General features: G+C 30.8%; 9 protein-coding genes. 1 reads left to right on the forward strand and 8 read right to left on the reverse strand.

What is annotated here, in order from left to right; all coding sequences use genetic code 11:
- Positions 1-62: 62 nt before the first annotated feature.
- Positions 63-1,334, reverse strand: a complete 1,272-nt coding sequence (locus KV700_RS15480) for a replication-associated recombination protein A (RefSeq protein WP_218598438.1) — start codon at positions 1,332-1,334, stop codon at positions 63-65.
- Between the two features lie 77 nt (positions 1,335-1,411).
- On the opposite strand from KV700_RS15480, the gene KV700_RS15485 reads away from it, so the two are divergent.
- Entirely contained in the window at positions 1,412-2,089 is a 678-nt protein-coding gene (locus tag KV700_RS15485; RefSeq protein WP_218598439.1) for a rhomboid family intramembrane serine protease, read from the forward strand.
- Between the two features lie 103 nt (positions 2,090-2,192).
- Here KV700_RS15485 and rlmB read toward each other — a convergent pair whose 3' ends face one another.
- From rlmB to KV700_RS15520, 7 genes are all read right to left on the reverse strand, one after another.
- Positions 2,193-2,954 carry a 23S rRNA (guanosine(2251)-2'-O)-methyltransferase RlmB gene (gene rlmB / locus KV700_RS15490; RefSeq protein ID WP_166382642.1) on the reverse strand — a complete coding sequence of 254 codons (762 nt, stop codon included), beginning with the start codon at positions 2,952-2,954 and terminating at the stop codon, positions 2,193-2,195.
- Positions 2,955-3,046: 92 nt separating this feature from the next.
- Entirely contained in the window at positions 3,047-3,820 is a 774-nt protein-coding gene (locus KV700_RS15495; RefSeq protein WP_218598440.1) for a hypothetical protein, read from the reverse strand.
- A 23-nt stretch (positions 3,821-3,843) separates the two neighbouring features.
- Positions 3,844-5,331 carry a SusD/RagB family nutrient-binding outer membrane lipoprotein gene (locus KV700_RS15500; RefSeq protein WP_218598441.1) on the reverse strand — a complete coding sequence of 496 codons (1,488 nt, stop codon included), beginning with the start codon at positions 5,329-5,331 and terminating at the stop codon, positions 3,844-3,846.
- Positions 5,332-5,357: 26 nt separating this feature from the next.
- Positions 5,358-8,438 (reverse strand): SusC/RagA family TonB-linked outer membrane protein, encoded by a 3,081-nt coding sequence (locus KV700_RS15505; protein ID WP_218598442.1) that lies wholly within the window; start codon positions 8,436-8,438, stop codon positions 5,358-5,360.
- A 964-nt stretch (positions 8,439-9,402) separates the two neighbouring features.
- Positions 9,403-10,878, reverse strand: a complete 1,476-nt coding sequence (locus KV700_RS15510; protein WP_218598443.1) for a RagB/SusD family nutrient uptake outer membrane protein — start codon at positions 10,876-10,878, stop codon at positions 9,403-9,405.
- A gap of 13 nt (positions 10,879-10,891) precedes the next feature.
- Entirely contained in the window at positions 10,892-14,089 is a 3,198-nt protein-coding gene (locus KV700_RS15515) for a SusC/RagA family TonB-linked outer membrane protein (RefSeq protein WP_218598444.1), read from the reverse strand.
- 117 nt (positions 14,090-14,206) lie between these two features.
- On the reverse strand, positions 14,207-15,871 hold the full coding sequence (locus tag KV700_RS15520; RefSeq protein ID WP_218598445.1) for a POTRA domain-containing protein: 1,665 nt from the start codon (positions 15,869-15,871) through the stop codon (positions 14,207-14,209).
- Positions 15,872-15,943: the final 72 nt, after the last annotated feature.

Below are 15,943 nucleotides of genomic sequence, written 5' to 3' on the forward strand. Positions count from 1 at the left end.
TCACTTAGAAATTGTTTCTAAGTGGCCTCTTTTTTATTATCATATATTTATATGATTAGATTTTAATAATTATAACTGTTTTTCCATCTGTTTTTTAAGATTTCTCTAAACTGATTTTCTCTAGCATTATTACCTGGTTCATACAATTTGGTTCCAGATATTTCATCTGGTAAAAATTCTTGTTCTACAAAGTTATTTGGGTAATTGTGCGAGTATTTGTAGTTTTTACCATAGTCTAAATCTTTCATTAATTTAGTTGGTGCATTTCTTAAATGAATAGGAATAGATAAATCTCCCGTTTTCTGTACTAAATTTTGTGCCTCATTAATAGCCATATATGAAGCATTACTTTTGGCGGAGTTAGCCAAATAAATAGCACATTGACTTAATATAATTCTAGATTCTGGATGGCCAACAACAGAAACTGCTTGGAATGTGTTATTTGCTAAAATTAATGCAGTAGGGTTTGCATTACCAATATCTTCTGAAGCAGAAATAAGTAGTCTTCTGGCAATAAATTTTACATCTTCGCCACCTTCAATCATTCTAGCCAACCAATAAACCGCCCCATTAGGGTCACTTCCTCTAATCGATTTTATAAAAGCAGAAATAATGTCATAATGTTGTTCACCCGTTTTATCATATCTAACAGTGTTTTTCTGAATTTTAGCGAGTACTAAATCGTTGGTAATTTCAATTTCATCCTCTTCAGATACTAATAATTCAAAAATATTAAGAAGCTTTCTAGCATCTCCACCAGATACTTGTAATAATGCATCTGTTTCTTTTAAAGTAATTTTTTTGGTTGATAAAAGTTCGTCTTTCTCCATAGCTCTATGTAAAAGTGCCACGAGATCTGTTTTATCAAAAGAATTTAAAATATATACTTGGCAACGAGAGAGTAGGGCAGGAATAACTTCGAAACTTGGGTTTTCTGTGGTTGCACCAATTAAGGTTACCCATCCTTTTTCTACAGCTCCTAAAAGTGAATCTTGTTGAGATTTACTAAATCTATGAATTTCATCAATAAATAAAATAGGATTTTTAACAGTAAACAACCCTCCGCTTTTTTTTGCCTTTTCTATAATTTCTCGTACATCCTTTACCCCAGAACTAATAGCACTTAAGGTATAAAAAGGGCGTTTAGATTCCGTAGCAATAATATTGGCAAGTGTAGTTTTTCCAATTCCTGGAGGTCCCCATAAAATTAATGAAGGAATGATTCCTTTTTTAATTAAATTGGTTAAAACACCTGTTTTACCTACTAAATGTTGCTGACTGATATAGTCTTCTAGAGTTTTAGGTCTAATTCTTTCTGCCAAAGGTTCATTCATTCAGTAAAAATAATAAAGATTTCTGACAGAAATTGTAAAAATCGACATTGGTTCTATTTTTGTTAATTTTATACCAGATGAAAGAGGAGAATCATTTAAATATATCAAAATCAATTTTTTTAATTCCGGTTGTATACATTGTTGCAATTTGGTTTATTTATTGGATTGAAATACAATTTGACATTAATTTTAATAAATACGGTGTTTTTCCTAGAACTTTTGTTGGTTTTAGAGGTGTTTTCCTGACTCATTTTATACATAGTAATGTAAGTCATCTTTTTAATAATTCCATTCCCTTATTTGTGCTTTTAAGCAGTCTTTTTTATTTTTATAGAGAAGTAGCTTATAAAGTACTGCTTTTCGGCGGTTTTTTTACAGGTTTCATAACTTGGTGTATAGCAAGAGAGGCTTACCATATCGGTGCAAGCGGAATTGTGTACTTACTGTTTAGTTTTGTTTTTTTTAGTGGAATTATAAAAAGACACTTTAGGTTGGTCGCATTGTCTTTAATTATAATATTTCTATATGGAAGTATGATATGGTATGTGCTCCCTATAAAAGAAGGTATTTCTTGGGAAGGACATTTATCTGGTTTTATAGTAGGATTTCTTTTTGCATTTACGTTTAGAAATAAAGGAATTATTAGAGAAGAACATCAATTTATAGAAACAGAATTCGATACTTTATTTGACGAACATGGTAATTTTGCACCACCAAAAGTAGAGGAGGAGTTGAGTGATGAAAGTGATAACTAATTTTTTTGTTTTCTCGCTTAAGTTAGATAAAAGGAGAATTAGAAAAAGCTGTATATAATTACTTACATACAGCTTTGTTTTAAATATATACTTTCTTTAATATCTAACTACCTACTACAATTCTTTGTCTTACCGCTTCATATAGTAAAACACCACATGCAACAGATACGTTTAAAGAAGCTATTTCACCTAACAAAGGTAATTTTGCTTTATAGTCTACCATTTTTAATATAGAAGGGTTTACACCTCTATGCTCAGAACCCATAATTATGGCAATTGGTTGTTTAAAATCGATATCATATACAGAGTCTTCTGTCTTTTCTGTAGCTGCGACTGTTTTAATATCTGATGCTTGTAATAAAAACATAGCATCTTTAATGTGATCTACTTTACAAATAGGAATTTTAAAAGCTGCACCTGCAGATGTTTTTATTGTTTCTGCATTTACCGGAGCACTTCCATTTTTTTGAATGATAATTCCGTTGACTCCAGAACATTCTGCTGTTCTAATGATGGCTCCAAAATTACGTACATCAGAGACTTGATCTAATAATAAAAATAAAGGTGTTTTATCACTCTCTACTGTTTTTTCAATCAATTCTTCTAAATCGTAAAATTCTACTGGAGATATTTGTGCAACAGCACCTTGATGATTACTGTTTTTAGATAATCGATCTAACTTTTCTACAGGCACCATGCTTGTAGTAAGGTTGTTTGTTTTGATTAACTTATTCAATTCATAAAACAATTCTCCTCTTAGTCCTTTCTGTAAGTATATTTTATTAATTGAAGAACCACTTTCTATGGCTTCAATTATGGCTCTAATTCCAAAAATATTGGTTGTTGGTGTACTTTCTGTTGTCATGTTATTCTCCATGTTGCAAATGTAAATAAAAAAAAACCACAAAAGCTTATTTGAAGCTTTTGTGGTAAATAAATTAATGTCAATAATATTTATTAATCTTTTACAAGAGTCATTGTTCTATTATTTAATAGTGGGTCAATTGTATATGTAAACGTAATAGTTCCCGCCGCATCTATAGTTCCTGATCCTTCAAAGTCAGAATAAGAACTAAAGTTATCAGTTATATAAGTACTAGTAACTGTAAGTTTGCCACATACATCTGAAAAATTGAAAGAATATGCAGTTCCAAAATTATTGTCCCTAGAAACTGTGTATTTACCAGGTGAATTTTCTACGATGGTTGCATTTGTTTCATTTCCGTCAGAATAAGTATAGTCACCTGCTAAATCAGTAGGACAAATTCCTTGCAATGTAATTATAGTTTTGTTATTCTCAGAAACAGTTTGAGATGATGAGTCAATTTGTATTACTGCTGTTAATGGGTTTAGGTGATCTAATTTAGCTGAATTTACTGATATTTTAGCCATTGCAGTATTTGATCCAGCAGGTATTGTAAAACTGGTTTCTGTTAAAGAAAATTCTACACCTTCAGTTGCTGTTGAAGCATCTGCATCTACAGAAATTGTTATTGTAACATCTTCATCTAAAGGAGTATTATCTCCTCCTTGATATACAATTGGAACTTCGTATTCATAAATTATTCCCGTACCATCTTGTACAAAGTTATTGGTTATAGACTGATTTAAGAATTGAGTTAGTACTGGACCTTTTCCAAAATCAGTTTCATAATCATCCAATAATGCGTCACAAGATGTAAATGCAAAAGTACTAATGAAAAGTAGTACTAAGATTTTTATATTTTTCATTTTATTTGTTTTATATTATTTATTTATTTCCAAAAAGGATTTTTTGTAAATACATCATTACTTGTTAGTGTAGGTACATTGTCATTGTTTCTAGACACCTCAGAAGAAGGATATAGTAATCTTACTGGTCTAGAACCATTAGATTCATCTGGGATCGGTAATCCAGCAGGATAACCTGTTCTTGTTAAATCTATCCAAGATTCTATAGAAGAAGTTCCATTAAGCGCAACCCATTTCTGAGTTATAATTGCTTCAATTTTATTAGGTGAACTAGACCAGTTAACACTTGGTGTAGTTTGTGCATAGTATGTTTGAGCACTTGCTATAGGATCTGCAACTTCTAACTGAGTAAATGAAGCTTCAATTGCTGCTTCATAATTTGCTTGAGCTGCTGCGTCTCCACCAGATATATAACCTCTAGTTGTAGCCTCAGACTGGATAAAAAGAGCTTCAGCTAATGACATAATTATTTGATCTCCTTCTGCAGTTTTTATAAGTCCTGGACCAATTTTTGCTAAATCTTTAGAAGTAAAACCTACACCCGGAAGGATTGTTTTTTGTTGAGCTCCTTTAAACTCATCAGCATTTTCTGAAGAAGTGTATAAGCGCTCTAATCTTGGATCATTTGTGTTCGTTAAATATGTAATTGCATATTCCGAAGCAACCGTAAAATCTCCTCTATCTTGTTCTGCAGCTGTTACTTCTACTCTAAAGTAGTCGTAGAAAGGATTTTGTTTAAATTGCGCAGTTGTATAACCTGGATTAGAGGTTACATCTGTTGTAATGAAGCCTGCACCATTTGCATTAATTGTTGCAATTTGACTAGCAATGTATGCATCCTGACCTGTATTGCTTAATCTAACTAACATTCTTAATTTAATGGTATTTGCAAATTCAATCCAATGAGACATATCTCCACCAAAAATAATATCTTGGCTTTCTGGGTTTTGAGCATTTACAGGTGCATTATTTATTAAGCCTACAACAGCTGTTAAGTCTTCTATAACCGCTTTGTAAATAGTCTCTGCATCGTCATATTTTGGAGTTGTATTATCTCCTCTTAAATTTGCTTCAGAATAAGGTACATCACCATATAAGTCTACAAGCATTTGATACTGAAATCCTTTTATAATTTTAGAAATTGCCTGATAGTATGAGTAGTCTACTGTTCCAGAAGGATCTTCATATGTTTCAATATATGTTAAGTTTTTAAAAATATCTGCGTAAGAAGTTTCAAAAATATTATTGAAATCTGAAGCTGTAAAATTATATCTAGAGTAGATTTCATTTGTAGACCAGTTTGATGGTGTTGCCCAATTTACTGCCAAAAAGTTACCTAAATACGTCATTGTTCTTGCATTTAATGATGAAAAACTTTGTTGTGCAACAGGTAATGTTATTCTTGGTGTTGAAATAGGTGGATTGTTGGGGTTGTCGTTGACATCCAAAAAATCGCTACAGCTTACACTAACCAAAGCAAAAGCGAATATTATTAATATTGATTTTTTCATTTTATATGTTTTTATATTTTATTTTTTTAGAATGTTACATTTATACCCATTCCAAATTGTCTTGTAGGAGCAGTCTGACTTTGAGTTCCAACTCCTACAGCATTACCAGTAGTAAAGTTAAACTCAGGATCAGTGTATACGTTGTCTTTTGGTCTTAAGGTAATTAAATTTCTTCCATAAAAATTTAATACTAAATTGCTTACTCCAACTTTCTCAAGAACATCTTTTCCAAAGGTATATGATAATGAAACCTCTCTAAGTTTTAAGGTAGTTGCGTCTGTAACATAGTTTTCTTTTACTTCATTATAAGCAGTCCAGAAAGCATTTCCACCACCTGATGTTAATCTATTTGTATTTGCTGTATAGCCACCAGATCCATCCGCGTAAGAAGAATTAGGGAATACAAAAGGTTGTCTTCCTGCAGTAGCACTATGTTTAGATAATCCAGTAAATTCTAGAGCATCTACTAATCCGTTGTAAAAGACATGACCTGTTCTGTAATCCGCTACTGCGTATAAGCTAAAGTTTTTATACTTAATAGTGGTATTTAATCCAATAGTATAATCTGGAGTTGTTTTTCCTTGTATTTGATTTTGAGAATCTTGAATAGGATCTCCATCAGCACCAACTACAATACGTCCTTGATCGTCTTTTAAGTAAGATGTTGTTCTTATTTGTGGATAAGATTCCCCTACTTTTGCAATAATTTGAGCATCAGCAAAACCTCCAAGATCTAATTCATCAACTCCATTATCTAAAGATATTACTTCAGATTTCATAGCACTCCAATTTACGCCCATATCCCAAGAGAAATTTTCACTTCTTAGTATTGTTCCCATTAAGTTAAGTTCTATACCTAAGTTTTCAACTTCACCAACGTTAACTCTAGCACTAGTAGCACCAGATGCACTAGAAATATTTACAGGGATTATTTGGTCAATAGAATTTGTTTTATAACCAGCAAGTTCTCCTGAAAAACGATTGTTAAACATTCTAAATTCTATACCTGCATCAATAGATTTAGTAATCTCTGGTCTTAATCCTGGAGCAGGTATTTGACTTGATTGTGATAAACCAGCAGTACTACCATAAGGGAAATTACCTGGCGCAAAGAAAATACCTTGTGTTTGGTAAAGTCCTGGATCATTACCAGTTTCGGTATAACTTAAGGTTCCTTTTAAGAAGCTAAGTCCTTTGTCTGAAACAATGCTAGGAAAAGCACTTGATGCTACAAAAGACATCCCTGCACCATAGTAAAAGAAAGAATTATCATCTTTTGGTAATGTAGAAGATTGATCATTTCTACCAGTTGCATTTAAAAATAAATAATCTTTATACCCTAAAGTTAATTCTGTATAAAAACTTACTCTTCTATAATTAGTAGTTGATTCAGATCCTGCTAAATCACCTGTTCTCGTAGAAACATTATAGAAATCTGGTATAATTAAATCACCCCCTGAAATTGATATTCCTTTAGAGCTTGTGATTCTTGTATTTTGTCCTAAAATAGCTTTAAGGTTAAAGTCTTGAGATACTTGCTTTTCAAATTGTAATAAAAAATCAGAATTAAATCTTGATGAATTAAAAGAACCATCTGCAGTACTAGCTCCATAAGGATCCATTCTAGCGTATGTATTAGCTAATTCAAAACTATAATCAAATGCTCCAAATTCTCTTTTATTCGTTTGTCCAGAAGAAGTAAAACCTACATTTAATGATGCTTTTAACCAGTCATTAAATTTATAATCTACATTTGTAAGAATATTAAATTCAGTAATATCTAATTTCTCTCTTTGTGTATCAACAATAAAGTAAGGGTTTTCATAAAAAGCAAAATAAGAAGTTTCATTTCTAGTAAACTCACCTGTTCTCCAATTTTTCAATTCTTCCATAGGTAAATGTAATGGAGTATTTATAATATTCCAGTATAACGGTCTACTTTGACGACCACCTTCACCTACAACATTAGAATGAGATCTAAACATAGATAGATTTCCTCCAACAGTTAATTTGTCATATTTTCTTGTTGCTTTTAATCTGAAGTTTGTTCTATTATATTTATCTTTTGGTACAATACCTGTCGTATTTGTTTGATCTAATGAAAGAAGAATACTACCTGCGTCATCACCTCCACTTACTGTAACACCATGTCTTGTAGTTATACCTGTTTCAAAGAAGTTCTTGTGGTTATCTTCAATTGGAGAAAAAGGCACTTGCCAAACTGATCCATCATCTAAAGTTTCACTTGCATCAACTAGTCTACCATCATAACGTGGCCCCCAAGCAACATTTTCTAATGGAAATAAAGTACCATCAGGAAAACCTCCTACACCAAATTCATTTTGAACTTCAGGAAGGTAAGCTGCATTTTCAATAGTTATAGACCCTGCATATTCTACACTTAATTTTCCTGATCCAACTTTAGTGGTAATTAATACTACCCCATTTGTCGCTTCAGAACCATATAGAGCTGCAGCTCCTGCACCTTTTAGAACACTAATATTAGTTATATCATTAGGGCTTATACGATCTAGAGCATCTCTACTAGAAGGAAAACCATCAATTACTATTAATGCTTCATTATTACCTAATAAAGATCTGTTACCTCTTAATACTACCCTAGTACTAGGGTTTACACCATTGTTAGTCGTGTTAATTTGCAAACCTGCAACTTTACCAACCATAGCAGTAGCAACATTAAATGATTTAGTTTGTGTTACTTCATCACTTTTTAAAGTTGTAGCAGCATATGTTAATTCTTTGGCATTTCTTTTTATACCCAAAGAAGTAACAACTATTTCATCCAAAATTTCACCACCTTCTACCAAGGTTACGTTTATGACGCTTGAAGCTCCAATAGTTTTCTCAGTAGTTTTGTAACCAAGATATCTGTAAACTAACACAGCTCCAGATTTTGCTTTTAATGTATATTTTCCATCAAAATCAGTTTCAACCCCTTTAGAGGTTCCTTTAATTAGTACACTAACTCCTGGTAAACTACCTGAACTATCAGATACAGTACCGGAAATAGTTTTTTCCTGTGCAAAAGAAATTTGCACGATTAACGCTAAGAGTAGCGTTAAAAATCCATTAAACTTTGTCTTCATTGTATAATTATTTGAATTAATTAATTCCAAAAGTCTTAAATAAATCTTAATAAAACAATTTTTTAACACAAATAGTTTTTTCATTTTTGAAATGAAAATTGTTGGTTTTTTTTTCTCTTTTGTTGTAATCTGTTATTTTCTAAATGTTTATGTCTTTTATGTGTGGGGTTAATCTTTTTTATAGTAGTATTTTTGCTGATAATAAATATTTGTATTTTGCTTTATTTTATTTTTTAATTTGAAAAATATGTAAATATAGTACCTCTTTTATCATTTTTGTAATTGAATATTTATTGATTTTGTGATATTGATGAGTATTTGATAATATTTTTTTGATGTTTTATATAATTATAGTTTTTGTTTTAGTTATAGAGTGGTTTCTATTTACTAGACTTTAACCTTTTTTCTTTTCTACTTTTCGTTTTATCCTCTTCTAGCGTATCATCTTTCGTTTAGTCATTTGTATAAATATCTAATCTGTTATTTATTTTTGTGTTAGTTGTTAGATTTATATGATTACTACCTTTGACAGCATCATAATCTATAGTTCTATTTGTATTCCGGTGTCTCGTTGTTGTAATTAAACGAAGCTTATTTTAACGTATTTTTAGTTAAACCAGCAATGTTACTTCTGGTTTTATAAAATATTCTAGCTGCTATTTCATTAGTAGCAAGATGTTTTTTGTTAATTAAGAGTATTTGTTTTTATAATAAATTTCAAATATCTTTTTATTTTACAAAATTTATTCTTAAAAATATGTAGTCTATAAGTCTTTTTTTTAGTGAGTTTAACTCATTGAAATCCCCTTTTATAGGGGGTGATATTTAATAAAAATGTGTAAGTTGTGATGTTTTGTTTTAATTATGTTGAAAAAGTGATTAGTTGTACTTTTTGTTTAAATTTCTTGTAACAAAAAACCAGAGAAATATTTCCCTGGTTTTTAAAATTATTTATTATGTTATTTTAATTTGTAGCATCAACTTCTCTTAAAGGAATTTGATAAATCATTTTTGCATCTAATGCAGGTATTACTAAATCTGCACCTGGCATCACAAGGTTTTTTCTATTGTCTTTTCTATTAAGGCCCACACTGTTTCTTGCCATATCAAAAGAAGCTACGCCATCACCCCATAATTCAATTCTTCTATACATTAAAATTTCATTAATTAAAGTTTGTCCAGTTTTAGTTGATTTAGTATAGCTAGGATCTCTAACAGAATTGAAATCAAATAATAATTGTTGAGCTTCACTGTCTTTATTTTGTCTCGCTAAAGCTTCCGCTTTTGTTAAATAAAATTCAGTATTTCTTAAATAGATATAATCTCCAATAAATTGACCAGGTCCTGGCTGAGCAATAAACTTTAAACTTGTGTACTTTGGTGTAATATTATAATGTGTCCATGTACCAGGTACTAATATTACACCGGGCTCATATTGCTTATCAGCAAACCAGACCTGTCTTTTATCTGTTAAAGGTATTAAATCATATAAATTAGAATTTATAGTTTTAAAATGATTCCATCCACTATACCCATCATTTATTTGGCTTATATGTGAAAAGAAAGTTGCGTATACTTCAGATGTAGCTGCAGTTACTTCAGCACCCCAAATAGTTTCTGATAATGATAGTTCATCAAAACCATGAGCAACATCACTGCTTATGCTTCCAACTTTCATTGCAATATCAGCAAATTTTTCTGCTTCTGTCCAGTTCTCGTAAGTTAGATGATATCTAGCTAAGTATGCCGCTACTACGCTAGCATCAACCTCTTGTTTAGATGATCTATTAAAATTTTTTAGTCCATTATAGGCCAATGTTAAGTCATCAAGGATTTGTTTTTTTACTTCACCTACAGTAGATTTTGGTTGTCCTACAAAATCTCCAAAATCAAGAGGTATGGCTATTGTAGAGTCATCAGCTTTAGTTTGTTGATAAATTCTTACTAAATAGAAATAAGCGATTGCTCTGTAGGAATAAGATTTATACTTAAAGTTTAATGCTTCTTGAGGAGCATCATCTGGAATAGTATTAATTATACCGTTCGAATTATTGATAATCTTATAAAAAAATTTCCAAATAAAATCATTATCATTTGAAGTTAAAATAATATTATCATAATTATTATAAGCTCCAAACCAAGTATTTCTACTTTGATCCATGTCGTTACTTCTTAAATCCATACCAAGATCTACCGCTTTCATTCCAAATTCATCATCACTACTTTCTCCGTCTCTAAAATAAGACAAAATAGCACCGTCTAAAGCCTGAAGACCTATAATACCACCAGCACTTGCATTTTCTATTGCATGAGATTCTGTTAAGTATCTTTCGTCTTCAAAATCTCTATCTAAATCAGCGCAAGAAATAAAAAGCATTGTTGTGATGAGCAAGACAAAACATTTGTCTACTTGTATATTTAAAAATTTTATTTGTTTCATAATTATTTTCATTTTAATTAAGATTTATGTTTACACCAAAAGCAATTGTTCTGTTTGCACCATATTCAGGAGAAGAAGCTCCTACTGAATTTAATCGTGGATCATACCCTTGTCTTGCACTATATAGTAGAAATGCATTATTTACAGTTCCATAAAAACGAATATTATCTATGTGGTATTTTTTGATAGCTTCATTGTTAAGCGTGTAGCCTAAATTAATATTGCTTAAACTTAAGTAGCTTAAGTCTACTAAATAAAGATCTGAAACTCTATATTGATCTGGGCTTAGAGGATCTACTCGAGGTAAACTAGCTGTCGGGTTATCAACTGTCCATGTTTTATCGTAATCGGCAAAATTAGTAACATTTGCTGTAGCTCCTAATAAGTCAAAATATTCGTTATCAATACCGTAACCTCCTAATTGATAAGCGAACTGTAGGCCTAATGAAAAATCACCTACTTTTATATTTGTACCAAATCCCCCTGTAATTGTTGGTATTGCTCTTTTGTCAAGAAATTCTCTACCATTTGTTACGGCGTCTGCGTAATCTTCAGTTGTGATGCTTTCACCAGTAGTTGGGTCTTTAGTAAAATATTTAGCATTTCCATTATCTGGGTTTACACCTGCGGATTTTACCATAAAATAATCATATATGCTTTTACCAACCACTCTTCTAAAGTTACCGCTTGTTATAGAATCTCTTGGGAGTTCTGTGATTTTATTGTTCAATGTAGATAGGTTTGCATTGAAGTTAACATTTGTTTTTTCTTTTTTTACTGCATTCCAAGCTAGTTCAACCTCTATACCGCTATTAGACATAGATCCAAAATTCTCAGGTCTAGAAGCTTGTCCTGTTGATAATTGCAATGGATTGTTGAATAAAAGATCTTCTGAGGATTTATGGTAATAACCTAAAGAAAGATTAACGCTATTAAATAAACTCATTTCATAAGCAACATCAAAAAGATGTGCCTTTTCCCAAGTAATATCTTTACCTCCTAAACTATATAGCGTTTGTGTTAATGCACCATTATTTTCATCAATTTGATATTGATTTTCATAGGCTACAAGATTTCTGGTGCTAGTGCCTTCGTAAAATATCCTGTCATTACCAGTAGTACCATAGTTTACTGTTAATTTTGCATAGTCTATAACTTTAGAGTTTTTCATAAACTCTTCGTTACTAATAGTCCATGAAGCACCTGCAGACCAAAATGTACCCCAACGTGTATCTGGATGAAAAACAGAAGAAGCATCATGTCTAGCGGTAAGGTTAATGTAATAACTATTATCAAACCCATAAATAAATCTAGAAAAATATCCTTCAGTTGTGTAATCGGTATTGTAGTTACTTGCTGAGTTGTATACAGAAGTGTTGTCTAATATTGGGCTAAAGCCTCCAATTATATTATATTTTGTAAGAGATAATGTTGTGAAAGACTCTACATAAGTTTCATGTCCTAAAAGTGCATCAAAACTATGAGATCCATAACTTTTTTTCCAGGTCAATAATTGTTGGTTTGTAAAAGCAGAATAATTATTTCTATTATTTGTTAAAAGTCCATTTTGAGCTTTGGCAAAAGCACCTGCACCTGGCTTTGTAAAGTCAATACCTTTATCAGTCTCTGTTAAAAGGTTCATGACGTATTCAAACTTAATATCTACAGGTAAATCAATTTTAGCTCTTAATGCTCCATTAAAATTGTCTCTTTCATTAGTATCAGTAGAGTTCTCTATTACGGCAAGAGGGTGCTCTCCTGGGGCATAATTTCTAGGACCTCTTGTTGTGCCGTTAGGAAAAACTTGAGTTTGACCAAAATCATAAGCAATACCACCTGGGTTATTTTTATTTAAAATAGGGCTCCAGTTTTCATCATATTGAAAAACAGGATATATAGGAGCAATTCGTCTATTCCAAAAGAAAGCATTTGCAAAACTTGATGTGGGAGTGCCGTTTGCATCAACCGTAGAAGCAACATTTTGACTGTTAGATTTAGCATAAGATACATCTCCACTTAGAGAGACAATATTAGCAATTTTCTTAGAATTAACTTTTAAACGAGCAGTATGTCTTTTAAAACTACTACCAACAGTATATCCATTATCAGTTTGCGTTCCTAAAGAGAAATAATAGTTTATGTCTTCTGAGCCACCAGATATGTTAATGTTGGTAGACTTAAAAGTTGCAGCATCTCTAAATAAAGCATCATTCCAACTGTCATTAACTAATAGTTTTGCTGCGCTATTTAATTTTCCTGTTAAGGGATTAATTAAAGTTTCGTTAGAAACATCATACAAGTTGTATCCTAATGCTCCTATAAGTGTGTTGGAGGCAGTTTGCCTAGCATCACCTATTGTAACAGGGGTTCCGGCTTGTCCTTGTGCATAGAATTCAGAATTAGAAAGTACACTGTGGTAAGATTCGTAAAACTCACCGGGTGATCCAATAATATTATACTCTTTAGCAGCTCTTTGAGTAATACCTATTCTAGTATCTATGCTTATTTGTGTTTTGTTATTAGAACCTTTTTTAGTGGTAATCATTAAGACACCGTTTGAGGCTTTGTTACCGTATAAGGAAGTAGAGGAAGCGTCTTTTAAAACACTCGTTGATTCAATATCTTGAGGGTTAATACTACTTAGGCTTCCAGAATATGGCACGCCATCTAAAACGATAAGTGGAGCACTGGAAGCATTTATAGAACCAAAACCTCTAATTCTAATGATGGGGTCAGAACCAGGTTGTCCACTAGCTTGTATAATTCTTAAGCCAGAAGCTAATCCTTCTAAACCCTGTATAGGGTTAGAGAAAGTTGCGTTTTGTAATTGTTCAGCGTCAATTACGCTTACAGAACCAGTAAGAGATGCTCTAGATTGTGAGCCATATGCAACTACTACAACTTCTTCTAATTGAGTTCCGCCTTCTTCTAGGTTAATATTTATCGTTGTCGAGTTTCCGACTTTTTTTTCAATAGTTTTGTATCCTACATAGCTAAAACTTAAGATGTCTCCTTGTTTTGCGTTAATAGAATATTTACCGTCAAAATCAGTTTGGGTTCCATTGCTTGTGCCTTTAATAGCTACACTTACTCCGGGTAATGTGCCAGATGTATCTGATACGGTCCCAGAAACTTTTTTTTCTTGTGCAAAAGATATTTGCATTAGAAGCGCTAATAATAGCGTAAAAAATCCTTTAAACTTTGTTTTCATTATTTTTTGAATTTGAATTAGTTGATCCAAATATCAATATTAATTGTTGGATTAGCAATTTTTTTTCACAAAAAATGTTAAAATAAAGTTAATAAGTGTTAAATTATTTATGTTTAATTAAAAATAATTTTTCCAGTTTATCGTTAGTTTAATGCTCTTAAGGTCTGTTTCTTGTTGTTTGACTTTTCCTAAAGAAAGGCTCATATTTATTTGTGAGTTGCTTGTATTAAATAAATAGCCTAAGCCTAATCCTATTAGATTTTGGTTTTTAGAGTTTAAATTTACTTTAGCCAAATCTGTTATGGTATATAGGTAAGATTTTTCTGATGTTAAGTATCTGTATTCTAAATTTACAAATGTGTATTTATTAGTAATTAGACTTTGTTCATTGAAACCTCTTATGGAACTTGCGCCTCCAATTCTAAATAGTTCATTATTAATATAAGAATCAGAATTTAAGTAACCTGTTTTGTTTTTTATAAAAATACTATTTCGTGAATTTAATTCCCACAAATAAGATGTTGATCCTTCAAGTTTAAATTGGTTCGTAGTTTTGTTAGTTGTTTCTCTGCTACCAAAACTAGGGTTTATGTCTAGTTGGAATTTATTGTTTAAGAAATAATCATTTTTAGGGATACTATATTTTAATTGAAGCCCTAAAAAATAATTACTATAGGTTTCAATATTATTGGATAATTTTTCTTTTAGATTTTCAGATTTTTCAGCATTATAAGTCAATGATAATTTAATTTTAGAATTAATGTGGTATCCAATCTTAGAATCAAACTTTGAGTTTATAAATGTAGAGTCTTGTTTATAGATAGAGAAAGTTAATTCTGGGCTAAATCTAGAGTTGAATATGTATGGTATTTCTGTATTTAATTTTAATTCTTGTTTTTCTTCACCAATACTATTCCAGAACAAGCCATATTTTTCACCAGTATTTAAAATGTTGTTTAATTGTATTTCTAAATTCCCATTAAATAAGAGATCTCCATTTTCTTTAGATGCAAAACCTATAATTCCATCAAAACTATTATTCTGATGTTTTTTTAAATACATATATAATAATGTAGAGTCTTTTGTAAATAAAATTTCGGGAGATTTAATTTCCTTAATAAAATCTAAATTATTAGATGCTTCAGATATTTCTGAAATTTTTTGTTGATTAAATATATCTGACGATTTTATGTTAAAGTAATTTTTTAAATAGGATTTAGGGAAATTTTCATATCCTTTTATGATTACTTTATTTAGCGTTCTTTTTTTAGAAGGATTAATTATTAAATGGGCAAAAAGTGTTTTGCTTTTAATGGTGATGTTTTTTAATTTCACTTTAGAAAAAGACTTTCCTTCTAGTTCTAGGTTTGTAGAAATTTCAGAGAGTGTGGCTTGTAGTTTTTCTATTGGAATAGAAAATGTGTTTTCTTTTATTTTAAATTTTTCTAAATAAATTTCAGAACCTTTATTTGTTGTAATAATGGCACTGTCTATTTTACTATTTAGATTAAAGTAAGCAATGTATTGCTGTTTTGTGTTTTTAACGCTATCTATTGTGTTTGTAAAATAACCTAAGTTTTTTAAATACTCAGAAATTCTATTAATTTCTAAGTCTAATAAAACGGTGTCTATGTGTTTTTTTTGATAATTAATTTTATTTAAAACGGCAGCTTCTGTTTTATTTATCGAAGTAAGTTTTAAAGAAGATGCTTGTGCAAAGGTTTCTGTATAAGAAAGCAGTGCAAGTAGCATATATATATAAGGAGTAATTTTTTTATTCAAAATGGATAAAATATAAGAATCAAAAGTAAAAGAAAATCCCAATAACTAACAAAAAAATGAACATTAAGAAAA

Source organism: Polaribacter sp. NJDZ03 (assembly GCF_019263805.1).
Lineage (GTDB): Bacteria > Bacteroidota > Bacteroidia > Flavobacteriales > Flavobacteriaceae > Polaribacter.

What these genes read in the sequence shown, in the direction of transcription:
- KV700_RS15480 (WP_218598438.1), bottom strand. Translation starts at nt 1,334, where the DNA reads ATGAATGAACCTTTGGCAGAAAGAATTAGACCTAAAACTCTAGAAGAC.
- rlmB (WP_166382642.1), bottom strand. Translation starts at nt 2,954, where the DNA reads ATGACAACAGAAAGTACACCAACAACCAATATTTTTGGAATTAGAGCC.
- KV700_RS15510 (WP_218598443.1), bottom strand. Translation starts at nt 10,878, where the DNA reads ATGAAACAAATAAAATTTTTAAATATACAAGTAGACAAATGTTTTGTC.
- KV700_RS15495 (WP_218598440.1), bottom strand. Translation starts at nt 3,820, where the DNA reads ATGAAAAATATAAAAATCTTAGTACTACTTTTCATTAGTACTTTTGCA.
- KV700_RS15500 (WP_218598441.1), bottom strand. Translation starts at nt 5,331, where the DNA reads ATGAAAAAATCAATATTAATAATATTCGCTTTTGCTTTGGTTAGTGTA.
- KV700_RS15485 (WP_218598439.1), top strand. Translation starts at nt 1,412, where the DNA reads ATGAAAGAGGAGAATCATTTAAATATATCAAAATCAATTTTTTTAATT.
- KV700_RS15515 (WP_218598444.1), bottom strand. Translation starts at nt 14,089, where the DNA reads ATGAAAACAAAGTTTAAAGGATTTTTTACGCTATTATTAGCGCTTCTA.
- KV700_RS15505 (WP_218598442.1), bottom strand. Translation starts at nt 8,438, where the DNA reads ATGAAGACAAAGTTTAATGGATTTTTAACGCTACTCTTAGCGTTAATC.